This is a genomic window from Agromyces capsici, assembly GCF_058349965.1.
In genome coordinates this window covers 545,790-568,255 of the sequence record NZ_JBYRET010000002.1, presented here as the reverse complement: position 1 = coordinate 568,255, position 22,466 = coordinate 545,790, and the positions used below count along the sequence as shown (strand labels likewise).

18 protein-coding genes and 2 tRNA genes are annotated in these 22,466 nt (G+C 70.9%); 8 read left to right on the top strand and 12 right to left on the bottom strand.

The genetic code is table 11. The features are described 5' to 3' along the window. The first annotated feature begins 1 nt into the window (after position 1). From AC3RKB_RS16405 to AC3RKB_RS16395, 3 genes are all read left to right on the top strand, one after another. On the top strand, positions 2-1,207 hold the full coding sequence (locus AC3RKB_RS16405) for a thiolase family protein (protein WP_491437313.1): 1,206 nt from the start codon (positions 2-4) through the stop codon (positions 1,205-1,207). A 5-nt stretch (positions 1,208-1,212) separates the two neighbouring features. Next, positions 1,213-3,378, top strand: a complete 2,166-nt coding sequence (locus AC3RKB_RS16400; RefSeq protein WP_491437312.1) for a 3-hydroxyacyl-CoA dehydrogenase NAD-binding domain-containing protein — start codon at positions 1,213-1,215, stop codon at positions 3,376-3,378. A gap of 64 nt (positions 3,379-3,442) precedes the next feature. Then, entirely contained in the window at positions 3,443-3,973 is a 531-nt protein-coding gene (locus AC3RKB_RS16395; RefSeq protein ID WP_491437311.1) for a dihydrofolate reductase family protein, read from the top strand. A 3-nt stretch (positions 3,974-3,976) separates the two neighbouring features. Here AC3RKB_RS16395 and dxs read toward each other — a convergent pair whose 3' ends face one another. The 5 genes from dxs to dut form a co-directional block, all read right to left on the bottom strand. Beyond that, positions 3,977-5,920 carry a 1-deoxy-D-xylulose-5-phosphate synthase gene (gene dxs / locus AC3RKB_RS16390; protein ID WP_491437310.1) on the bottom strand — a complete coding sequence of 648 codons (1,944 nt, stop codon included), beginning with the start codon at positions 5,918-5,920 and terminating at the stop codon, positions 3,977-3,979. Positions 5,921-6,050: 130 nt separating this feature from the next. Further along, positions 6,051-8,861, bottom strand: coding sequence for an aconitate hydratase AcnA (gene acnA / locus AC3RKB_RS16385; protein WP_491437309.1), 2,811 nt, complete (start codon positions 8,859-8,861; stop codon positions 6,051-6,053). 158 nt (positions 8,862-9,019) lie between these two features. Beyond that, positions 9,020-9,775, bottom strand: a complete 756-nt coding sequence (locus tag AC3RKB_RS16380; protein WP_491437308.1) for a DUF3159 domain-containing protein — start codon at positions 9,773-9,775, stop codon at positions 9,020-9,022. Further along, positions 9,772-10,392, bottom strand: coding sequence for a DUF3710 domain-containing protein (locus tag AC3RKB_RS16375; protein ID WP_491437307.1), 621 nt, complete (start codon positions 10,390-10,392; stop codon positions 9,772-9,774). The genes AC3RKB_RS16380 and AC3RKB_RS16375 overlap by 4 nt, the downstream gene beginning before the upstream one ends. Continuing rightward, positions 10,389-10,847: a dUTP diphosphatase gene (gene dut, locus AC3RKB_RS16370; RefSeq protein WP_491437306.1), complete on the bottom strand. Its 459-nt coding sequence runs from the start codon at positions 10,845-10,847 to the stop codon at positions 10,389-10,391. Before dut ends, AC3RKB_RS16375 begins: the two co-directional genes overlap by 4 nt. 38 nt (positions 10,848-10,885) lie before the next feature. Here dut and AC3RKB_RS16365 point away from each other — a divergent pair, with 38 nt between their 5' ends. Continuing rightward, complete coding sequence (locus AC3RKB_RS16365; protein ID WP_491437305.1) at positions 10,886-11,350, top strand: DUF3093 domain-containing protein; 465 nt, start codon at positions 10,886-10,888, stop codon at positions 11,348-11,350. On the opposite strand, the gene AC3RKB_RS16360 is transcribed toward AC3RKB_RS16365, so the two are convergent. Then, a complete protein-coding gene (locus AC3RKB_RS16360; RefSeq protein WP_092669728.1) occupies positions 11,347-11,640 on the bottom strand; it encodes a DUF4193 domain-containing protein in 294 nt (97 codons plus the stop codon). The two genes, AC3RKB_RS16365 and AC3RKB_RS16360, sit on opposite strands and share 4 nt — an antisense overlap. 192 nt (positions 11,641-11,832) lie before the next feature. Between AC3RKB_RS16360 and sepH the strand changes: the two genes are divergently transcribed. Beyond that, positions 11,833-12,951, top strand: a complete 1,119-nt coding sequence (sepH, locus tag AC3RKB_RS16355; RefSeq protein ID WP_491437304.1) for a septation protein SepH — start codon at positions 11,833-11,835, stop codon at positions 12,949-12,951. 61 nt (positions 12,952-13,012) lie between these two features. On the opposite strand, the gene clpX is transcribed toward sepH, so the two are convergent. The 6 genes from clpX to AC3RKB_RS16325 all read right to left on the bottom strand — a co-directional run bounded on the left by clpX (position 13,013) and on the right by AC3RKB_RS16325 (position 18,014). Beyond that, the gene (gene clpX, locus AC3RKB_RS16350) at positions 13,013-14,290 is read right to left on the bottom strand and encodes an ATP-dependent Clp protease ATP-binding subunit ClpX (protein ID WP_491437303.1); all 1,278 of its coding nucleotides are present in this window, start codon (positions 14,288-14,290) and stop codon (positions 13,013-13,015) included. 142 nt (positions 14,291-14,432) lie between these two features. Then, positions 14,433-15,101, bottom strand: a complete 669-nt coding sequence (locus AC3RKB_RS16345) for an ATP-dependent Clp protease proteolytic subunit (RefSeq protein WP_491437302.1) — start codon at positions 15,099-15,101, stop codon at positions 14,433-14,435. Between the two features lie 16 nt (positions 15,102-15,117). Then, positions 15,118-15,723, bottom strand: a complete 606-nt coding sequence (locus tag AC3RKB_RS16340; protein WP_491437301.1) for an ATP-dependent Clp protease proteolytic subunit — start codon at positions 15,721-15,723, stop codon at positions 15,118-15,120. A gap of 105 nt (positions 15,724-15,828) precedes the next feature. Beyond that, positions 15,829-16,335, bottom strand: a complete 507-nt coding sequence (locus AC3RKB_RS16335) for a tetratricopeptide repeat protein (protein ID WP_491437300.1) — start codon at positions 16,333-16,335, stop codon at positions 15,829-15,831. An 83-nt stretch (positions 16,336-16,418) separates the two neighbouring features. Then, positions 16,419-17,888 carry a trigger factor gene (gene tig, locus AC3RKB_RS16330; RefSeq protein WP_491437299.1) on the bottom strand — a complete coding sequence of 490 codons (1,470 nt, stop codon included), beginning with the start codon at positions 17,886-17,888 and terminating at the stop codon, positions 16,419-16,421. Positions 17,889-17,939: 51 nt separating this feature from the next. Beyond that, positions 17,940-18,014: transfer RNA gene (locus AC3RKB_RS16325), tRNA-Pro, on the bottom strand. A gap of 169 nt (positions 18,015-18,183) precedes the next feature. Here AC3RKB_RS16325 and AC3RKB_RS16320 point away from each other — a divergent pair. The 3 genes from AC3RKB_RS16320 (at position 18,184) to AC3RKB_RS16310 (ending at position 22,461) form a co-directional block, all read left to right on the top strand. Continuing rightward, positions 18,184-21,855 (top strand): SCO7613 C-terminal domain-containing membrane protein, encoded by a 3,672-nt coding sequence (locus AC3RKB_RS16320; RefSeq protein WP_491437298.1) that lies wholly within the window; start codon positions 18,184-18,186, stop codon positions 21,853-21,855. 78 nt (positions 21,856-21,933) lie between these two features. Then, positions 21,934-22,004, top strand: a tRNA-Gly gene (locus tag AC3RKB_RS16315). A gap of 76 nt (positions 22,005-22,080) precedes the next feature. Then, on the top strand, positions 22,081-22,461 hold the full coding sequence (locus AC3RKB_RS16310) for a hypothetical protein (protein WP_491437297.1): 381 nt from the start codon (positions 22,081-22,083) through the stop codon (positions 22,459-22,461). The last annotated feature ends 5 nt before the right edge of the window (positions 22,462-22,466 follow it).

The following is a 22,466-nucleotide window of genomic DNA, read 5'->3' as shown; positions in this document are numbered from 1 at the left end:
CGTGGCTGAACGAGCTGATGTCGTGTTCGTCGACGGGGTACGCACCCCGTTCGGACGGGCCGGCGAAAAGGGCATGTACTGGAACACGAGAGCCGACGACCTCGCGGTCAAGGCGATCACCGGACTGCTCGAGCGCAACCCGAACCTGCCGAAGGACCGCGTCGACGACGTGGCCATCGCCGCCACCACCCAGACCGGCGACCAGGGCCTCACGCTCGGGCGCACGGCCGCGATCCTCGCCGGCCTGCCGCTGAGCGTGCCCGGCTTCGCCATCGACCGGATGTGCGCCGGCGCCATGACCGCCGTGACCACCACGGGCGCGGGCATCGGCTTCGGCCAGTACGACGTGGTCATCGCGGGCGGCGTCGAGCACATGGGCCGTCACCCGATGGGCCTCGACGCCGACCCGAACCCCCGGTTCCTCGCCGAGCGACTCGTCGCCGCCGACGCGCTGAACATGGGCAACACGGCCGAGCGCCTGCACGACCGCTTCCCCGAACTCACCAAGGAGCGCAGCGACCGGTTCGGCCTGCGCAGCCAGCAGAAGGTGCAGGCGGCCTACGATGCCGGGCACATCCAGCCCGACCTCGTTCCGGTGGCGCTTCGGACCGACGAGGGCTGGGGGCTCGCCGACGCGGACGAGGGCCGCCGTCCCGAGACCACCATGGAGGGCCTCGCCACTCTCAAGACGCCGTTCCGTCCGCACGGTCGCGTCACGGCGGGCAATGCCTCTCCCCTGACCGACGGGGCGACCGCCGCGATCCTCGCCAGCGCGGACGCCGCGAAGGAGCTCGGCCTGTCGGCCAAGATGCGCATGGTGAGCTTCGGCTTCGCCGGCGTCAAGCCCGAGGTGATGGGCATCGGCCCGATCCCCTCGACCGAGAAGGCGCTGAAGCGCGCCGGCCTGAAGATCGACGACATCGGCCTCTTCGAGCTCAACGAGGCGTTCGCGGTGCAGGTCCTGAGCTTCCTCGACCACTTCGGCATCGACGACGACGACGCGCGCGTGAACCCGTGGGGCGGCGCGATCGCCATCGGCCACCCGCTCGCCGCCTCCGGCGTGCGCCTCATGATCCAGCTCGCCCGCCAGTTCGAGCAGCACCCCGAGGTGCGCTACGGCCTGACGGCGATGTGCGTCGGCCTCGGGCAGGGCGGCAGCGTCATCTGGGAGAACCCACACCACAAGCGCTACGGAAAGGGCCGCTGAGCGAGATGACCGACTACTCGAAGATCGACTTCTCCGAGCTGGCCGCCGCCTTCGCGGACGACGAGGTCGTCACGCACTCGTACGTGCGCGACATCCGCCTGCCCTCCGGCAAGGTGCTCGCCCTCATCACGCTCGACAACCGACGCGACCACACGCGCCCCTCGACGCTCGGCCCCGTGACGCTGCTCGAGCTGAACGACCGGCTCGACGAGCTCACGGCGCGCGCCGCGGCCGGCGAAATCCAGGCGGTCGCGATCACCGGCAAGCCGTACTTCCTCGCCGCCGGCGCCGACCTGTCGAAGGTCGGCGAGATCCCGACCCGCGACATCGCGCTGAAGATGGGCCAGCTCGGCCACATGGTCTTCGGCAAGCTCGGCGAACTCGGCGTGCCGTCGTTCACCTTCATCAACGGGCTCGCCCTCGGCGGCGGCCTCGAGGTTGCGCTGAACTCCGACTACCGCACCGTGGACGCCTCGGCGCCGGCCATCGCCCTGCCCGAGGTGTTCCTCGGGATCGTGCCGGCCTGGGGCGGCGCCTACCTCCTGCCGAACCTCATCGGCATCGAGAACGCGCTTCGCGTGGTCGTCGAGAACCCGCTGAAGAACAACCGCATGCTCAAGGCCGAGGACGCCCTCGACCTGGGCATCGCCGACGTCATGTTCCCGCCGGTGAACTTCCTCGAGGACTCGTTGAAGTGGGCCGACGGCGTGCTCGGCGGCACGGTCAAGGTGAAGCGGCCGAACGCGCCCGGCAAGCTCGAGAAGCTCGCCAAGTGGGATGTCGCGATCGGCATCGCGCGCAAGAGCCTCGAGGGCAAGATCGGCACGACTGCGAAGTCCCCGTACGTCGCGCTCGACCTGCTCAAGGCGGCCAAGGGGGGCACGAAGGCCGAGGGCTTCGCGCGCGAGGACGAGGCGCTGGCCGACCTCGTCGCGGGCGACCAGTTCGTGGCATCCATCTACGCCTTCAACCTCGTGCAGAAGCGCGCCAGGAAGCCCGCCGGAGCGCCCGAGAAGGACCTCGCCCGCAAGGTGACGAAGGTCGGCATCATCGGCGCCGGGCTCATGGCCAGCCAGTTCGCGCTGCTCTTCGTGCGCCGCCTGCAGATCCCGGTGGTCATCACCGACCTCGACCAGGCGCGCGTCGACAAGGGCCTCGCGTACATCCGCGACGAGATCGGCACGCTCGAGACGAAGGGCCGCATCGACGCCGACGAGGCCAACCGCCTGCGGGCACTCGTGACGGGCACGACCGACAAGGCCGACTTCGCCGACTGCGACTGGGTCATCGAGGCCGTCTTCGAAGACCTCGCAGTCAAGCAGCAGGTGTTCGCCGAGGTCGAGCCGTTCCTGTCGGAGACGGCGATCCTCGCGACGAACACCTCGTCGCTCTCGGTCGAGCAGATCGGCGCCAAGCTCGCCCACCCCGAGCGCGTCGTCGGGTTCCACTTCTTCAACCCGGTCGCCGTCATGCCGCTCCTCGAGATCGTCAAGGCCCCCGCGACCGACGACGAGACGCTCGCGACCGCGTTCGCGGTCGCCGCGAAGCTGAAGAAGAGCGCGGTGCTCACGGCCGACGCTCCCGGCTTCGTCGTGAACCGCCTGCTCGCCAAGGTCATGGGCGAGGCGGCCCGCGCCGTCGACGAGGGCACTCCCGTGCCGGTGGTCGAGAGGGCGCTCGCGCCGATCGGCCTGCCGATGGGCCCGTTCGAGCTCATCGACCTCGTCGGCTGGGCCGTCGCGGCGCACGTTCAGGACACCATGGTCCGCGAGTTCCCCGAACGGTTCTACTCCTCGCCGAACCTGCACGCCCTCGCGAAGCTCGACGGCCCCGTGGTCGAGAAGGACAAGCACGGCAAGGTGACCGACCTCACCAAGGACGCGAAGAAGGCGATCACCGTGGGCACGTCCCCCGTCGACGAGGCGACCATCCTCCGTCGCGTCGAGGACGAACTGGCCCGCGAGATCAGGCTCATGCTGGACGAGGAGGTCGTCGCGGCGGCCGAGGACATCGACCTGTGCCTCATCCTCGGCGCGGGCTGGCCGTTCCAGGCCGGCGGCGCGACGCCCTACCTCGACCGCGTCGGCGCGTCCGAGCGCGTCTTCGGCGACACGTTCCACCACCCGCCCATCCGCGGCGTGGGCGCGACGCAGGCCGCGGCCGTCGCGTAGCGGCCTCCGGCGTCTCGAACGGCTCCCGACACACGATGTCGGGAGCCGTTCGTATGCTCAGCCGGTGACCAAGATCCAGTACTACGTGGCCTCCACGCTCGACGGGTTCATCGCCGACGAGCACGACGACCTGTCCTGGCTCCTCCAGTTCGGCATGGAGGACTTCAGCGAGGGCTACGAGCGGTTCTTCGCCGAGGTGGGCGCGCTCGTGCTCGGCGCGACGACGTACGAGTGGGTGCTCCGCGAGGGCGGCGGCTGGCCGTACGGGTCCGTGCCCACGTGGGTGCTGACGCATCGCGAGCTCGAGGTTCCCGATGGCGCCGACGTGCGGTTCGCCTCCGGCCCGATCGAGCCGATCGCCGACGCGGCCGTCGCGGCCGCCGGCCCACGCAACGTGTGGATCATCGGCGGCGGGCCGGTCGCGGCGCAATTCCTCGCGGTGGGCCGGCTCGACGAGCTGCTCGTCACCTACATGCCGGTCGCCCTCGGGCGCGGCCGACCGCTCCTGCCGGTCTCGTCGGTGACGCCGCCCCTGACCCTCACCGGCGTGACGCGGCTCGGCGACGCGGTCGAGCACGTCTACCGCGTCGGCTGATACTCAGACGCGCGGGTGCGAGTTCGTGTCGGCCGACACCTCGACGCCGGCGTTGCGGGCGTGCGGCAGCTTGCTGCCCAGCACCATCGCGGTCACGTCACGGGCGATGTGCTGCGGGGTCAGGCCGACGCGCTCGAGGATGTCGCCGCGCGAGCCGTGGTCGAGGAACTCGTCGGGCAGCCCGACCTCGGTCACCGCCGTGTCGACGCCGGCCTCGCGGAGATCCTGCCGGATCCGGGTGCCGATGCCCCCGACGCGGATGCCGTCCTCGATGCTGACCAGGATCCGGTAGTCCGCCGCGAGGCCGACGACGCTCTCGGGGACCGGGACCACCCAGCGGGGGTCGATCACGGTCGCGCCGATGCCCTGCGCCTCGAGCCGTTCCGCGACCTCGAGCCCGATGCCCGCCATCGGGCCCACGGTGACGATGAGCACGTCCTTGCGCTCGGACTCGGCCAGCACGTCGACGCCGTCGTGCGTGCGGCGCACCGCGTCGTACTCGGTTCCGACCGTGCCCTTGGGGAACCGCAGAACGGTCGGGCCGTCGGTCACCCGCACGGCCTCGCCGAGCTCCTCGGCCAGGCGAACGGAGTCGCGCGGCGCCGCGATGCGGATGCCCGGCACCACCTGCAGGATCGAGAGGTCCCACACGCCGTGGTGGCTCGGACCGTCGGGGCCGGTCACGCCGGCGCGGTCGAGCACGAAGGTCACGCCGGCCTTGTGCAGCGCGACATCCATCAGCACCTGGTCGAAGGCGCGGTTGATGAAGGTCGCGTAGACCGCGACGACGGGGTGGAGGCCGCCGAACGCGAGGCCCGCAGCCGAGGTGGCGGCGTGCTGCTCGGCGATGCCCACGTCGAACACGCGCGCCGGGAATCGCTCCGCCATGCGGTGCAGGCCCGTGGGCCGGAGCATGGCAGCGGTGATGCCGACGAGGCGCTCGTCGCGCTCGGCGAGGCTCACGAGCTCGTCGGCGAAGACGCTCGTCCACGACGGCGCCGACGCAGTCTCCAGCGACTCGCCCGTCTCGGGATCGATCTGGCCGACGGCGTGGAACTGGTCGGCCACGTCGTTGCGAGCCGGCTCGTACCCTCGTCCCTTCTCGGTGATCGCATGCACGATCACGGGCGCGCCATAGGACTTCGCCTGGCGCAGCGCCTCCTCGACGGCGCGTTCGTCGTGGCCGTCGATCGGCCCGATGTACTTGATGTCGAGGTTGGAGTACAGCGCCTCGTTGCCGCTGAACCGGCTGAGGAAGCCGTGCAGGCCGCCGCGAACGCCGCGGTAGATCGCCCGTCCGGGCGATCCGAGCCGGTCGAACGCGCTGCGACTGCGGAGGTGGAGCGTGCGGTACGACTGCTTGGTTCGCACCGAGTTCAGGAAGCGCGCCATGCCGCCGATGGTCGGCGCGTACGAGCGGCCGTTGTCGTTGACGACGACGACGAGGTTGCGGGTGTTGTCGTCGGAGATGTTGTTGAGCGCTTCCCACGTCATGCCGCCCGTGAGTGCGCCGTCGCCGACGACGGCCACGACATGCCGGTCGCCCTGCCCGGTCATCTCGAACGCCTTCGAGATGCCGTCGGCCCACGAGAGCGAACTCGACGCGTGCGAGCTCTCGACGACGTCGTGCTCGGATTCGGAGCGCTGGGGGTACCCGGCCATGCCGCCGGTCTTGCGGAGCGTCGAGAGGTCGCGTCGGCCGGTCAGCAGCTTGTGCACGTACGACTGGTGGCCGGTGTCGAAGATGACGGGATCGCGCGGCGAGTCGAAGACCCGGTGGATGGCGATCGTGAGTTCGACCACGCCGAGGTTCGGGCCGAGATGCCCGCCGGTCTTCGACACGCTCTCGACCAGCACTTCACGGATCTCGCGGGCGAGCTCATCGAGCTGGTCGTGCGTGAGCGCGTCGAGGTCGCGCGGTCCGCGGATCGTGTCGAGCAGCCTCATTCGTCGTGCCTCCGGAGCTGTGGGCGGCGGGTGCCACGGTGTCGTTCGAGTGTACGCCGGAGCACCTGAGAGCCCGGGCAAAGATCGGGGGCGGCGGGCCGAAGCCCGCCGCCCCTGGAATCGCGTCGCGTCAGACGAGGCTGCGCAGCACGTACTGCAGGATGCCGCCGTTGCGGTAGTAATCGGCCTCACCCGGCGTGTCGATGCGGACGACCGCGTCGAACTCGACGGGCTGCTTGCCCTCGGGCGAGAACTCGCTCGGCTCGGCGACCACGTGCACCGTCTTCGGCGTGACGCCCTCGTTGAGCTGCTCCAGGCCCGTGATCGAGACGATCTCGGTGCCGTCGAGGCCCAGCGAGTCGGCCGACTCGCCCGCGGGGAACTGCAGCGGCACGACGCCCATGCCGATGAGGTTCGAGCGGTGGATGCGCTCGAAGCTCTCGGTGATGACGGCCTTGACGCCGAGCAGGTTGGTGCCCTTCGCGGCCCAGTCGCGGCTCGAACCCGAGCCGTACTCCTTGCCGCCGAAGATGACGAGCGGGATGCCCTGCGCCTGGTAGTTCGTCGACGCGTCGTAGATGAACGACTGCGGGCCGCCCTCCTGCGTGAAGTCGCGCGTGAAGCCGCCCTCGACGCCGTCGAGGAGCTGGTTCTTCAGACGGATGTTCGCGAAGGTGCCGCGGATCATCACCTCGTGGTTGCCACGTCGCGACCCGTAGGAGTTGAAGTCCTTGCGGTCGACGCCGTGCTCGGTGAGGTAGCGGCCCGCGGGGCTGTCGGCCTTGATGTTGCCGGCGGGGCTGATGTGGTCGGTCGTGACCGAGTCGCCCAGCTTCGCGAGCACGCGAGCACCCACGATGTCGGTGACCGGGGTCGTCTCCATCGTCATGCCGTCGAAGTACGGGGGCTTGCGGACGTAGGTCGACTGGGCGTCCCACTCGAAGGTCGCGCCCGTCGGCGTCGGCAGCGTGCGCCACCGCTCGTCGCCCTCGAACACGCTCGCGTACTGGTTCGTGAACATGTCCTTGTTGATCGACGAGTCGATCGTGGACTGGACCTCGGCGGTGTCGGGCCAGATGTCCTTCAGGAACACGTCGTTGCCGTCGTGGTCCTGGCCGAGCGGGTCGGTCTCGAAGTCGAAGTTCATCGAACCGGCGAGCGAGTACGCGATCACGAGCGGCGGGCTCGCGAGGTAGTTCATCTTCACGTCGGGGTTGATGCGGCCCTCGAAGTTGCGGTTGCCCGAGAGCACCGCCGTCACGGCGAGGTCGTTCTGCTGCACCGCGGCCGAAACCTCCTCGATCAGCGGGCCCGAGTTGCCGATGCACGTCGTGCAGCCGTAGCCGACGGTGAAGAAGCCGAGGTCCTCGAGGTCCTTGGTCAGGCCGGCCTTCTCGTAGTAGTCGGTGACGACCTTCGAGCCCGGCGCGAGCGTGGTCTTGACCCACGGCTTGGCCTTGAGGCCCTTCTTGACCGCGTTGCGCGCGAGGAGGCCCGCCGCGAGCATGACCGACGGGTTCGACGTGTTGGTGCACGAGGTGATCGCGGCGATGGTGACCGCGCCGTGGTCGAGCGTGTACGACGTGCCATCCGTCAACTCGACCTTCGTCGGCTTGGACGCCGTCTTCGGGGCGTGGCTGTGGTGGTGGTGCACGTGGTGGCTGTGCTCGTCTTCGGGCGTGTTGCTCGGCGGGTCGGACGCGGGGAACGACTCGGCGATCTCGAGGTCGACGAGGTCGTGCTCGACGTCGGCGTAGTTCGTCAGGTCCTTCTCGAACTGCGACTTGGCGTCGGAGAGCACGATGCGGTCCTGCGGGCGCTTCGGGCCGGCGATCGAGGGCACGACCGTCGCGAGGTCGAGCTCGAGGTACTCGGAGTAGACGGGCTCGTTGTCGGCGTCGTGCCAGAGCTTCTGCTCCTTCGCGTACGCCTCGACGAGGGCGAGCTGCTCCTCGCTGCGCCCGGTGAGGCGCAGGTAGTCGACGGTCACGTCGTCGATCGGGAACATCGCGGCGGTCGAGCCGAACTCGGGGCTCATGTTGCCGATGGTGGCACGGTTGGCGAGCGGCACGGATGCCACGCCCGATCCGTAGAACTCGACGAACTTGCCGACCACGCCGTGCTTGCGCAGCATGTCGGTGATCGTGAGGACCACGTCGGTCGCCGTGACGCCGGCCGGGATCGAGCCGGACAGCTTGAAGCCGACGACCTTGGGGATCAGCATCGAGACGGGCTGGCCCAGCATCGCGGCCTCGGCCTCGATGCCGCCGACGCCCCAGCCGAGCACGCCGAGGCCGTTGACCATGGTCGTGTGGGAGTCGGTGCCGACGCAGGTGTCGGGGTACGCACGCGTGACGCCGTTGACGTCGCGGTCGTAGATGACCTTCGCGAGGTGCTCGATGTTCACCTGGTGCACGATGCCCGTGCCCGGCGGCACGACCTTGAAGTCGTCGAACGCGGTCTGGCCCCACCGGAGGAACTGGTACCGCTCGCCGTTGCGCTCGTACTCGATCTCGACGTTGCGCTCGAGGGCGTTCTCGGTGCCGAAGAGGTCGGCGATGACCGAGTGGTCGATGACCATCTCGGCGGGCGAGAGCGGGTTGATCCGGTTCGGGTCGCCGCCGAGGGCGACGACCGCCTCGCGCATCGTCGCGAGGTCGACGATGCAGGGCACGCCCGTGAAGTCCTGCATGACCACGCGCGCGGGCGTGAACTGGATCTCGGTGTCGGGTTCGGCCGTGGGGACCCACGAGCCGAGCGCCTCGATCTGCGCCTTGGTGACGTTGGCGCCGTCCTCGGTGCGGAGCAGGTTCTCGAGCAGCACCTTCAGGCTGAAGGGGAGCTTCTCATGCCCGGCGACCGTGTCGATCCGGTAGATCTCGTAAGCCGCATCACCGACGTGGAGCGTGTCCTTCGCCCCGAAACTGTTCACTGCAGACACGATGTCCTCTCCTTCGCGGATGCCGCCGACGCGACGTTCGTGGGCGGCGCCCTGCCGTGGTGCCCGGGGCCCGCCCCAGCAAGGCTAGCCCAACCCCGTCGCCCGCCGACAGGATCGTGCCGGCACCCGTGATTTATCTCGATATCGAGATAACTGTATCACTCCGCGGGCGTCGGCTTCGCCGGGTACACGGCGCGGACGACGAGCCAGGAGAACACCAGCAGCAGGGCGTACAGCGGCACGCCCATGAGCAGGCGCGTGGCACCGAGCGCCTCGACGTTGCCGGCGAAGTAGAAGGGCAACTGCACGGCGAGCCGCGCGACGAACATGCCGAGCCACACGAGCGTCAGGAACTGCATCGCACGGTAGATGCGCTTGTCGCGCCGCCAGGCGGTGCCCTCGCCCTTGAGGAATCCGACGATGATGCCGACGAGCGGCCACCGCACCAGGAGCGACACCAGGATGCCGATGGCGTAGGCGGCGTTGGTGTAGAAGCCGAGGACGTAGTTGTCCTCGGCGCGGCCCGTCCAGAGCGCGAGCGCCGCGGATGCCGCGACGCCGATGAGTCCGGCGATGGCCTGCGTCGGCTGGCTCCGCGTGGCCAGCCGGGCGATCGTGAACACGACCGCCAGACCCAGTGAGGCCATGAGCGCCCACACGAGCTCGCGGGAGAACGTGTAGACGACGAGGAACACGAGGCCCGGCAGGATCGCCTCGGCGAGCCCGCGAAAGCCGCCGAGCGCCCCGACCAGGTCGGCGGGCGTCAGCGTCTCGTCGCGTGCGATGCGGCCGAGGCCGGCGCGCTCCGCCGCCGCGGCGATCGAGCGCCCGAGCTCGGCCGCGTCGTCGCGTTCGCCCTCGCGGTCGTCGCCCGCCTCCTGGGCCTCGTCGGAGCCGGACCGCTCGTCCGTCACGCGGCCGGACCGCCCGAGGACGGTGCAGGCATGCGCAGCGGGATGAGGTCGCGCGGCGGCATCGGCGTGTTGCCGCGCACGACGACGATCGAGCGGAAGAGGTCCTCGACCTTGGCTGCGGCAGTCGGGTCGGCGGCCGCCTCGCCGGCGATGACGCCGCGGAGGAACCAGCGCGGACCGTCGACGCCGATGAAGCGCGCGAGGCGCATCTGCCCGGTCTGCCCGTCGGCGGTCGTCACGGGGATCTGCGCCAGCAGCTCGGGCCCGAAGGACCCCTCGCGCACCGTGGTGGTGCCACCCTGGCGGGCGATCTGGTCGGCGATCTGGTCGCGGATCTCGTGCCAGAGGCCGCTCGACCGCGGCGCCGCGAACGGCTGGACCTGCAGCGTCGAGTTGGCGTAGTCGAGCCCGACCGCCACGACGCGCTTGGTGCCCTCCTCGACCTCGAGGCGCAGGTGGAGGCCCTCTCGCGGCAGCACCTTGACGCCGCCGAGGTCGACGTACGGGCGCACGGGATTGGCCTCGGACTCGTCGAGCGGGCCGTTGGTGGCGCGATCTTCGGGCGCCGACTTGGGGTGGTCGACGGGGATGTCGTCGATGTTCTCGATGTCGCTCACGCGTGTGCTCCTGACTGGTGTGCCCCGAATCCGGTGGACCCGAATCCCCCCTCGCCGCGGAGGCTGCCCGGCAGCCTCTCGACCTCGACGAACCGCGCCCGGCTGACCGGCATGACCACGAGCTGGGCGATCCGGTCGCCCGGCTCGATGCGGTACGCCTCGCGGGCATCGGTGTTCAGCAGCGAGACCTTGATCTCGCCGCGATAGCCGGCGTCGACGGTGCCCGGCGCGTTCACGATCGTGATGCCGTGCTTGAACGCGAGCCCCGAACGCGGCACGACGAACGCGACGTACCCGTCGGGCAGTGCGATCGCGACGCCCGTGCCGACGGTCGCGCGCTCGCCCGGCTTCAGCACGACCGCCTCGGCGGCGTGGAGGTCGGCGCCCGCGTCGCCGGGGTGGGCGTAGGCGGGCATGCGGTCGGCCGTGATCAGCACATCGACGGAATCGGTCACCGTTCGAGGGTAGTGCAGAAGTCTGGTCTGATAGACCCATGCCCGACTACCGCGAGCGGCTGTGGCCGACGCCCTGGATCTACCTGACGAGCCTGCTGCTGATCCCCGCGAGCATCCTGGTCCTCGCGCCCGTCTCGCTGCCGGCCGGGATCGCCACCGGCGTCGTGCTGTACATCGCCGTCGCGGGCTCGCTCTCGCTCACGGCACCGGTGATCGAGGTGGCCGACGGCCGTTTCCGCGCCGGTCGCGCGAGCGTGCCGCTCGAGTTGACCGGCGATGCCGTGGCCGCGATCGGCGATGCCGCGCGCGTCGAGCGCGGCACCGGTCTGGATGCCCGCGCGTTCCTCGTGATCCGCGGCTGGATCCGCGACGCCGTGCGCGTGCCGATCACGGATGTCGCGGACCCCGCGCCGTACTGGCTGGTCTCGACGCGCCATCCCAAAGAACTGGCCGCCGCGATCAACGGATCGCGACGGCCACGCGTCGAAGGGGAGCCGGCCTAGGCGGCGCACTCCAGGCAGATCGGACCGAGCTTGGTCTCGTGGTCGATCTGCGACCGGTGCTTCACGAGGAAGCAGTTCACGCACGTGAACTCGTCGGCCTGCGGCGGAAGCACCACGACGTCGAGCTCGACGTCGGACAGGTCGGCACCCGCGAGGTCGAAACTGCCGGGGTTGTCGGCGTCCTCGACGTCGACCACACCCGACATCTTGTCGGGCACGCGCTCCTTGAGGGCCTCGATCGACTCGGAGTCGTCTTCGGTCTTCCGCGGCGCGTCGTAATCCGTTGCCATTCCCATCCCTTTTTCGTTGCCGAGGATTCGGCGGCCATAGTCTGCATCAAATCAATGTCATTGGCAAACCACTTGTCGGTGCCGGATCCGGTGGAATGCACAACTTCCGGCACGCCCGCCGTATTCCCGCGGCCCGGAGTCGGCCCGTGGCATCCTTGGGCGGAGACTCCAGGCACGGAAGGGCTTCGCGCGATGCAGGAACTCAAGGTGATCGGCGTCGAGAACGGCGCCCTCGTGGCGGCCTCCGATGACGGGGCGCGCTTCCGGATCGAGATCGACGAGGTGCTCCAGTCCCGCATCCGCCACGCCGTCCCTCCGGTCGAGGCCGGACCGAGGCTGTCGCCGCGCGAGGTGCAGTCGCACATCCGCTCCGGCCTGTCCGCCGAGGAGATCGCCGAGCTCACCGGTGCCTCCGTCGAGTTCATCCGCCGCTTCGAGGGCCCCGTGATCGCGGAGCGCGAACACATGGTCACCTCGGCGCTGGCCGTCCCCGTGCACGCGGGCGACGCGGGCGACGGCGACGAGCCGGCCTCGTTCGGCTCGATGGTGCGCGAGCGGCTCGCGCAGCTCTCGGCGCACGGCGAGCGCTGGGCGAGCTGGAAGGACGAGGAGCGCGGCTGGCTGGTCAAGCTCGAGTTCACCGCCGACGGCATCGATCACGACGCCCGCTGGAGCTTCGAGCCCCGCAAACAGGCGCTGCACCCGCAGAACTCCGACGCGGTGACGCTCTCCAAGCACGGTGAGGTGCGCGGCGGCATGATCCCGCGCCTGCGCGCCGTGTCGGCCGAAGGCGAGCAGTCCCGCTTCGACAGCGGAGCATTCACCTTCGACGCACCCGACACGGCGAACGACGACACCGCGCCGCAGCCCGAGCTGGCGGCGCAGCGCGCCGCGGCTCCGGCGCCGTCCTCGAGCGCCGCGGTCGCACGTGCGGCGATCAAGCGCGCCGACGAGCCCGCGCCGCCGAGCGGCGAGACCGCAGACCTTCTGGAGGCGCTTCGCCGTCGGCGCGGGGAGCGCGAGGCCGGCTCGGCCGAGCGCACGGCGCCGCCGTCGCCGGTCGCCCCGTCCACCGTCGCGCGTTCGGAGGCGCCGCTCGCCGAGAACGCGGCCTCCGCGAGCCCGTCCGCTGCCCCTGCACCCTCCGCCGGGGCAGACGAGACGCCCGAGAGCCGTGCGGGCGCCGCTGCGCGCGCCCTGTGGGGCGGCGCGGCCAAGCCCGCCCAGCCGCGCGCGAAGAAGGGCCGAGCGGCCATGCCGAGCTGGGACGAGATCGTCTTCGGCGCGCGCAGCGACGACGACCTGGCCTAGCGGCCGCCGTCGCCCGGAAAGCCCGGCGAACGGGGCCGCCTGGCGACGGGCTCAGGCCGCGCTACGCGGACTTCTCTGCACGGCGCGGCTTGGACGGCACGATCGTCGGTGCCGCGTTGTCGATGACCGTCTCCTTGGTCACCACGACCCGGGCGACGCCGGTGGTCGAGGGCACCTCGAACATGATCGGCCCGAGCACTTCCTCCATGATCGCCCGGAGGCCGCGGGCGCCGGTCTGGCGCAGCACCGCGAGGTCGGCGATCGACTCGAGGGCCGCGTGCTCGAAGTCGAGCTGCACGCCGTCGAGCTCGAACATCCGCTGGTACTGCTTGACCAGCGCATTGCGCGGTTCGGTGAGGATCTCCATGAGCGCATCGCGGTCGAGCGGCGTGACCGTCGCCACGACGGGCAACCGCCCGATGAACTCGGGGATGAGCCCGAACTTGTGCAGGTCTTCCGGGAGGACCTCGCTGAACAGCTCGGCTTCATCCTGCTTGGAGTGCAGTGGAGCACCGAAGCCGATGCCGCGCTTGCCCGCGCGCGAGGAGATGATGTCCTCCAGGCCGGCGAACGCGCCGGCGACGATGAACAGCACGTTCGTCGTGTCGATCTGGATGAACTCCTGGTGCGGGTGCTTGCGGCCGCCCTGCGGCGGCACCGAGGCGACCGTGCCTTCGAGGATCTTCAGCAGTGCCTGCTGCACGCCCTCGCCGGACACGTCGCGCGTGATCGACGGATTCTCGGCCTTGCGGGCGATCTTGTCGACCTCGTCGATGTAGATGATGCCGGTCTCGGCCCGCTTCACGTCGTAGTCGGCGGCCTGGATGAGCTTCAGGAGGATGTTCTCGACGTCTTCGCCGACGTACCCGGCCTCGGTCAGCGCGGTGGCATCGGCCACGGCGAACGGGACGTTGAGCTGCTTGGCCAGGGTCTGGGCGAGGTAGGTCTTGCCGCAGCCGGTGGGGCCGATGAGGAGGATGTTCGACTTGGCGATCTCGACGTCGTCGTGCGCCCGGTCGGCGGAGGTGATCGCGGTCTTGGCGCGGACGCGCTTGTAGTGGTTGTAGACGGCGACGGCGAGGGCGCGCTTGGCGGCCTCCTGGCCGATCACGTACTCCTCGAGGAAGCCGAAGATCTCCTTCGGCTTGGGCAGTTCGAACTCGCCCGACTCGGGCTCGCCGGCCTCGGCGAGGCGCTCCTCGATGATCTCGTTGCACAGCTCGACGCATTCATCGCAGATGTACACGCCAGGCCCGGCGATGAGCTGCTGCACCTGCTTCTGGCTCTTCCCGCAGAAGGAGCATTTCAAGAGGTCCGCGCTCTCCCCGATGCGTGCCATCGCGTCCTCCCTCGCAACGAAATCTGTTTCGAGCCTAGCCCGATGCGGGCCTCGTGGGGTCGATCCGCCACGGGTTTGGCGGAAACCTGACGAACGAGGGGTGGATGCGCTCACCGCATCCACCCCTCGCCGGTCTGCAGCGCTACCGCGCGAGCGCCGGAAGCGACTTGCGCGACGTGAGCACCTGGTCGATGAGGCCGTACTCGCGGGCCTCCTCGGCGGAGAGGATCTTGTCGCGGTCGATGTCGGAGTTGACCTGCTCCTGCGTGCGGTTGGAGTGCTTCGAGAGCGTCTCCTCGAGCCACGACCGCATGCGGAGGATCTCGGCCGCCTGGATCTCGATGTCGGAGGCCTGGCCGTGGCCCGCCTCGCCCATCGCGGGCTGGTGGATCAACACGCGCGCGTTCGGCAGGGCGAGCCGTCGGCCCGGCGTGCCGGCCGCCGCGATCACGGCCGCGGCGGAGGCCGCCTGGCCGAGCACGACGGTCTGGATCTGCGGACGGATGTACTGCATCGTGTCGTAGATCGCGGTCATGGCCGTGAATGAGCCGCCGGGTGAGTTGATGTACATCATGATGTCGCGGTCGGGGTCCATCGACTCGAGCACGAGCAGCTGCGCCATGATGTCGTCGGCCGACGCGTCGTCGACCTGCACGCCGAGGAAGATGATGCGGTCCTCGAAGAGCTTCGCGTACGGGTCCTGGCGCTTGTAGCCGTAGGCGGTGCGCTCCTCGAAGCTCGGCAGGATGTACCGCGAGCCCGGGGCGGGCATGCCGCTGAACGCGGTGCCGCCGAAAGCGGGGATGTTCATTCGCATTCTCTCTTTCTCAGGCCTTGGTGTCTTCCGTCTCGGGCGCGGTTCCGCCGCCGCCCGAGACGTCGAGCGCCGACTCCCGGATGTGATCGACGAAGCCGTACTCGAGCGCCTCGTGCGCGTTGAACCAGCGGTCGCGGTCGCCGTCGCGGTTGATCTGCTCGACCGACTTGCCGGTCTGCGCGGCCGTGATCTCGGCGAGGCGCTTCTTCATGTCGAGGATCAGCTGCGCCTGGGTCTGGATGTCGCTCGCGGTGCCGCCGAAGCCGCCGTGCGGCTGGTGCAGCAGCACGCGAGCGTTCGGGGTGATGTAGCGCTTGCCCTTGGTGCCGGCGGTCAGCAGCAGCTGCCCCATCGACGCGGCCATGCCGATGCCGACGGTGACGATGTCGTTCGGCACGAACTGCATCGTGTCGTAGATGGCCATGCCCGCCGTGATCGACCCGCCGGGCGAGTTGATGTAGAGGTAGATGTCCTTCTTCGGGTCTTCTGCGGCGAGGAGCAGCAGCTTCGCGGCGATCTCGTTCGCGTTGTCGTCGCGCACCTCCGAGCCGAGCCAGATGATGCGGTCCTTCAGCAGTCGATCGAACACACTGGGCTGCAGTGTCGGTTCGGCCATGGATTTCGCTCCGTTTCGTTCGTGCGTTGTGTCGAATCTATCCGGTGCAACACGCGCGAACCGGGCTGTTCGCCGTCGGCGGATGCCGCGTCGCGGCGCCGCGGCTCAGGCCTCCGTTCCCGCGTCCTCGCGGGGCGGCGCGACGAGTTCGCGGGCGTACGCGTCGATCGCGCGCCGGTACTGGGTGAGGTGCGGGGCGAGTGCCCCGAGGGCGACGGATGCCGCGGCATCCGGTGCACCCGACGTGGCGAGCGCGAGCGCGCGGAAGGCCGCGACGGCGTCGGCCAGGTCACCGGCGTCGCCCTGGACGTGGTCGAGGAGCGCGAGCGACTCGGCCGGCCGGCCGAGGTTGCGCAGCGTCGACGCGAGCTGGATGTGCGCCTCGATGCGCGCGCGGCCGGCGAGACCGAGTTCGAGCGCGCGGCGGTAGAGCGGCTCGGCCTCCGCCTCGAGCCCGGCGGAGTCACGGGCGCCCGCGGCCTCGAACGGGCCGCGGGGGTCGCCCGCGGGCAAATCAGCGACGAGCGCGTCGATCCGCTCGATCACGGCCCGCTCCCCCGATTCGGATGCCGTCGCCCAGACGGCGTCGACGCGTCGCTGCCAGTCGTCCAATGCTGCTCCTCGCTTCCGGAGACGACGGACGGGGCCGGGCACGACTGCCCGACCCCGTCGCGTGGTGGTGCGACCCGCGCCGACTACTCGGCGTCGGCCTTCTTCGTGGTGCGCTTGCGGGCCGGCTTCGTCTCCTCGGCCGGGGCCTCGTCGGCGGCGGCCTCCTCGGCGGGCGCCTCGTCGGCGGCCTTCTTGGTCGAGCGCTTGCGGGCGGGCTTCTTCTCCTCGGCGGGCGCCTCCTCGGCGGCCGCGGCGGCCTCGCCCTCGGCCTCGTCGGCCACGGCGGTGAACTCGGAGAGGTCGACCGCGTTGCCGGCGGCATCGGCGACCTTCGCCTTGCCGAGCGCGATCGCGAGCGCCTTGTTGCGCGCGACCTCGCCGACCATGGCGGGGATCTGGCCGTTCTGGCTGAGGATCTGCACGAACTCGTTCGGGTCCATGCCGTACTGCGCGGCGCCCTGCACGAGGTACTGCGTGAGCTCCTCCTGCGAGACCTGGACCTTCTCGGTCTCGGCGATCTTGTCGAGGACGATCTGGGTCTTGAAGGCCTTGGTGCTGGCCTCGGTGACCTCGGCGCGGTGCTCGTCGTCCTCGAGACGACCCTCGGACTCGAGGTGGCGGTGCACCTCGTCCTCGATGACGCTGTCGGCGACGGGGACCTCGACGAGCTCGAGCAGCTTGTCGACGAGGAGGTCGCGGGCCTGCGAGCCCTGGCCGAACGACTTGTTGCGGGCGACCTGCTCCTTGAGGCTCGCGGTGAGCTCGTCGAGCGTGTCGAACTCGCTGGCGATCTGCGCGAAGTCGTCGTCGGCGGCCGGGAGCTCGCGCTCCTTGACGGCGGACACGGTCACGGTGATCTCGGCGGTCTCGCCCTGGTGGTCGCCGCCGAGCAGCTTCGACGCGAACGTGGTCGTCTCGCCGGCGGTGAGCGAGTCGAGCGCCTCGTCGATGCCCTCGAGCAGCTCGCCCGAGCCGAGCTCGTACGACACGCCGCTGGCGGTGTCGACCTCGGTGCCGTCGATCACGGCGACGAGGTCGAGGGTCACGAAGTCGCCGGTCTTGGCCGGGCGGTCGACCGTGATGAGGGTGCCGAAGCGGCTGCGCAGGCGCTCGAGCTCCTCGGTGACCTCGTCGTCGCCGACCTCGATCGAGTCGACCGTCAGCTCGAGTCCCGCGTAGTCGGGCAGCTCGATCTCGGGGCGCACGTCGACCTCGATGGCGAGCAGCAGGTCGCCGGAGAAGTCCTTCTCGTTCGGCCACTCGACGATGTCGGCAGACGGACGGCCGAGCGGGCGGAGCTCATGCTCGGCGACCGCCGCGCGGTAGAAGGTGTCGAGGCCCTCGTTGACCGCGTGCTCGAGCACGGCGGCCTTGCCGACCCGCTGGTCGATGATGGGCGCGGGCACCTTGCCCTTGCGGAAGCCGGGCACGTTGATCTGCTCGGCGATGTGCTCGTAGGCGTGGGCGATGCTGGGCTTCAGCTCCTCGGGCGTCACCGAGATGGTGAGCTTGGCGCGCGTCGGGCTCAGCTTCTCAACCGAAGTGGTCGGCATGGGGAAGTTTCTCCTGTTGTGTGAAGTACGTGGTCGAGCCGATGCGACTCGTCGGGGCGACAGGATTCGAACCTGCGACCTCCCGCTCCCAAAGCGGGCGCTCTAGCCAAGCTGAGCTACGCCCCGAGTCGCCGGCTGACTCGCCGGTCCGGCGTGTCGGCGCGCCGGAGCACGACGAAGCGCGGATGGACCCGGGAAAGTCTACTGCACGCGCCACCGAGCCCCCGGCCGCGGGTTTCCCACAGGCGGGCCGGAAGCCCCTCGCCGACACCGTCCCACGTGCCAGAGTGACGCCATGACCGACCAGGCGAGTCCCGCGGCATCCGACCTGCGCCGCTGGCCCGATGATCCGTCGCAGTTCGTCGACACCACACGATGCCCCGCATGCTTCGCTCGGTTGCATCGAGCCCGGTGCGACGTCTGCGGCCTCCGACTCGACGTGCCCGAGGCCGCTCAGTTGCTCGCCGCGGGGGCGCGAGTGCGCGTCGCCGAGGCCGATCGACAGGAGATCATCAGCCGGATGCGCTCGCTCCAGGCCCTGATGGAGACGCGCCCGCCGCTCCCCGAGCCACCCATCCCGGCGGCACCCGCCGCCGCGCCGCCTCCGCCCGTCGAGCCGCCCACGCCCGTCGAGCCGCCCGCGCCCGTCGCGGAGCCGACCACGCCGGCGCGGCAGCGCCGCTCGGGCGTCCAGGTGCTGCTACTCACGCTCGGCGTGGTGCTGCTGGCCGTCGCCGCCGTCGTGTTCCTCCTCGTGGCGTACCTCATCGCGACGCTCGAGGTGCGCTCGATCGTCATCGCGATCGCGAGCGTGCTCGTGCTGGCGATCGCGTGGCTGCTGCGAGCGCGGGGACTTCCCGGCACGGCGGAGGGCGTGGCATCCCTCACCGTGGTGCTGCTGGTGCTCGACATCTGGATCATCCGGGAGAACGAGTTGTTCGGCAGCGAGCAGCTCGACGATCCGGGCTATTGGGGCGGGTCCCTCTTGGTCCTTGCCGCGCTCCTCGCCGGCGCCCGGGTCGTGAGTCGCGTCCGGGCGACCGGCATCGCCGCCGCCATCCTCGGGCCCGTCGGCCTGTTCGTGTTGGCCTACGGCGTCGCGCCCCGCGGTGAGACGGGCACCGGTCTCTGGCTCGGGGGCCTCGCGGTCCTGCTCCTCGCCGCGGGGGCCCGGTTCGCCCGGCCGTCGCTCGAGCACACCATCGTGATGGGCCTCGGCGCCGGGGGCGGAGCGATCGCACTCCTCGCCGCATGGGAGGCGCTGCCCGGGATCGCGTGGGGCGTCACGTGGGCGCTGCTCGTCGTCGCGGTCGGATGGATCCTGCTCACCGTCTCGCTCCGCCTGCGTACCACCGACATCTGGGCGCGCCTCGCCCCGTTCGCCGCGGTCGTCGCGGCGATCGCCGCCGCGTCGGCACCCGCCGTCGGGGCTGCTTCGGAGCTCGATCCCGGCGACGCGACCTGGATCTCCCCAGCCTCCGCCGGCGCGGTGGCCTGCCTCGCGGCGGCGCTGTCACGCACCCGCAGCCGCTGGGCGCCGGACGGCCTGCCCGCCTTCATCGCCGCCTCCGCGGTCGCCGCGGTCGCGGCTCTCCCCGCGATCTACGCCGCGGTGACGCACCTCGGCTTCCTCGCCTTCGCGGCGTTGGCGGCGTGGTCGATCGACCCGACCGAAGCCCGGGAGATCCCCATCGACGTGTCGACCACCGGGGTCGTGCTCGCGCTGCTGTCCGTGGGGGTGCTCGCGACGATCGCCCTGCTCCTGCTCCGGCGGCTCGTCAGGCTGGGCGCCGTCCCGACCGGGCTGCTGCTCGCCGCGGCGGTCGCGTCGGCGGTGACGGCACCCACACTGCTCGGCGTCGTCGGCCTCCTTCTCCTGGTGGCCAGCGGTGCCCTCGCCCTGGCGGTGCTGCGCCAGACGCATCGCGTACCCGGTGCCGTCGCGGTCCTCGCGGTGTTCGGCATGACGTCGGCCGCCGTCGCCTGGGCCGTCGCACACGGGAGTGGCGGCGTGTGGGGGTGGGCGGTGCTCGCGGTCACCGCGCTCGCGGTCGCCGGACGCGTCCTCGCGTCGCGGGTCTGGCCTGCGTCGGCGGCAGCGACGCTCGGCGTCCTCCACCTGGTCGTGGCCTCCGTGATCGCCGTGCTGGGCCTGCTGGTACTCCCGGCCTGGGCCGACAGCGGAGGGCGCGCGTTCCCGGAGCCGTGGGATTCGGGCGTCTTCATCGCGGCGCTCGCGAGCGGGGCGGCGCTCGGTGTGCTCGCGTTCGTCCGCCGTATGCGGGCCCGCGACCGCCTGGCGATCGCGTTCCCCCTGTTCGCGACCGCGTCGGTCGGATCCCTGATCCTCGCAGCGCAGCCCACCACCACGTCGTACGGCTGGATCCCCGCTCTGGTGCTCGCGCTCGTAGGTTTCGCGTGGATCCGTTCGTCGGTTGCGGCCCTGCGGATCACGTTCGCCGCGGCGACCCCGATCGCGCTGGCGCTCGCCGGAGCCGGGATGGTGACCGAGTACGTCGACGAGGACGTTGCGGTCCACGGGATCGCCGGGGCGGCGCTGCTCGCGGCTGTGCTCGCCCACGTCGCCGTCCCGCGGCAGCGGGACGTCCGGCCGGTGTGGTCCATCGGGGTCGGCCTCGTGGCGTTCGGATCGCTCGTGCAGGGTCTGATGCCGCCGGCCGCACCCGAGCAGACGTGGCTCGTCCTGCTCGTCCTCGCGCCGGTGCCGATGGTCATCGCGGCGCTCGACGGCGATCCGGTCGGCGGCACCGCTCCCACGAGACACCTGTCGTGGGTGAGCCTCGCGTTCGCGATCGGTGCCGTCTGGGCCCGGCTCGCAGCCGATGACGTGCGCGACGTCGAGGCGTACACGCTGCCGCTGGCCGGTGCGCTGCTCGCGGCGGGTGCGCTCATCATGTGGCGCCGGGCCGCCCCGGGGTCGACGGCGGCCGGCCGGACGACCGTGCTCGGCGCCGCGGCGGCCATCGCAGTGCTTCCGAGCGTCGCACAGGCCGGCGAGTCGGAGCTGCGGACCCTGGTCCTCGTGGCGTCGGGTGCGGTCGCGGTGCTCGCGGGGCTGTTCCTGCCCGAGCGGGTGCGCGGGGTGCCGGTCCGGCTCCTCGCGGTCGCGGCCGGCTCGACCGCCGTCACGGGTGCCTCAGTCGTCCGCGGCACGGCCGTCGCCCTCGATGAGACCAGTGCACTCGTGGTCGAGTTCTGGCCGCTGGTCGCACTCGCGATCGGCGCGATCGCCGCCACGGTGTGGGCGCGGACGGAGGCGCGGCCGTCAGCGGTCGCGGAATGGGGGCTCGCGGCATCCGTCGCGCTCACCTCGGTTCCCACCGTCGTGGCCATCCTGGACGGCGACCACGCGACGCTCAGGGCAGCCGTGCTGTTCCCCGTCCTCGCCGCCGTCCACGTCGCATCGGTCGCGCTGCGCGTCCGGCCGGTCGCGGGGGCCGTGCTCGAGTGGACGAGCCTCGGAGTCCAGGCGTCGGCGGGGGTGCTCGTGCTCGCCTCCGGCCGGGTCGACCCGTTCGACGTCGTGACCGTCCCCGTCGGCGCGGCGCTCATCGTCGCGGGCGCGATCCGGATGCGGCGCTCCCCCGCGATGCGGAGCTGGCCGGCGCTCGGCCCCGGACTCGCGGTCGTGCTCCTGCCCGCGCTCCTCGCCGACTGGACCGAGCCCGAGCTGTGGCGACTCGTCGCACTCGGGATCGCCGCGGTCGTCACGGTCGTCGCCGGGGCGGTGCTCCGGCTCCAGGCGCCATTGCTCATCGGTGGAGCCGTCCTCCTCGTCCACGCGGTCACCCAGCTCTGGCCGTGGATCAGCCGGCTCTACGAAGCGGTCTGGTGGTGGCTGTGGCTCGGCATCGCGGGAGCCCTGCTCGTCGCGATCGCGGCGACGTACGAGCGTCAGCTCCGCCTGGCGCGCGGCATCGTCCGGACGATCGCCGGCCTCCGCTAGCCGGATGCTCGACGGCTCGTCCGTCGCGAGCGGGAGTCTGCCGTGTACTACGATGATCGGGTGCCCGCGAGGGCGCACGGGGATGTAGCTCAATGGCAGAGCCTCAGTCTTCCAAACTGATGGTGCGGGTTCGATTCCCGTCATCCCCTCCGTTGATTTCCGCTCGGCCGGGTCCGGAGTACGCTTGGCCGTGCAGCAGGCACCGTGGCCTCGAGGGGGTACGTCGTGACCGCACGCCGGTCGGAGCGAACACGGGTCATCGCCGACCTGGCGTGGCTCGGCGGCCTGATCCAGGTCGCCCTCGGCACCGCGCTGCTCGCCGGTCCCGAGGCGCCGGTCGTCGCCGCGACGCTGGCCGTCGTCGGCGGAGCGGCTCTCGTGCTCGCGGGCACCCTCGTGCTCTTCGGCGTGCGGGCGTCGTGGACGGCCGCCACCGCCGCGTTCCTCCTCTCGTTCGCCAGCGCCGCCTATGCGGCCTGGGTGGCCGCACCGTACTGGCGAGGCGCCCTCGTCGCCGGAGTGCTGGCGCTCGGCGGCCTGGTGGTCGCATGGACGCAGCGTTCGCCCGCGCCGGCCGGCGTCCTGTCCGACGCTCGAAGGGGATGACGAGC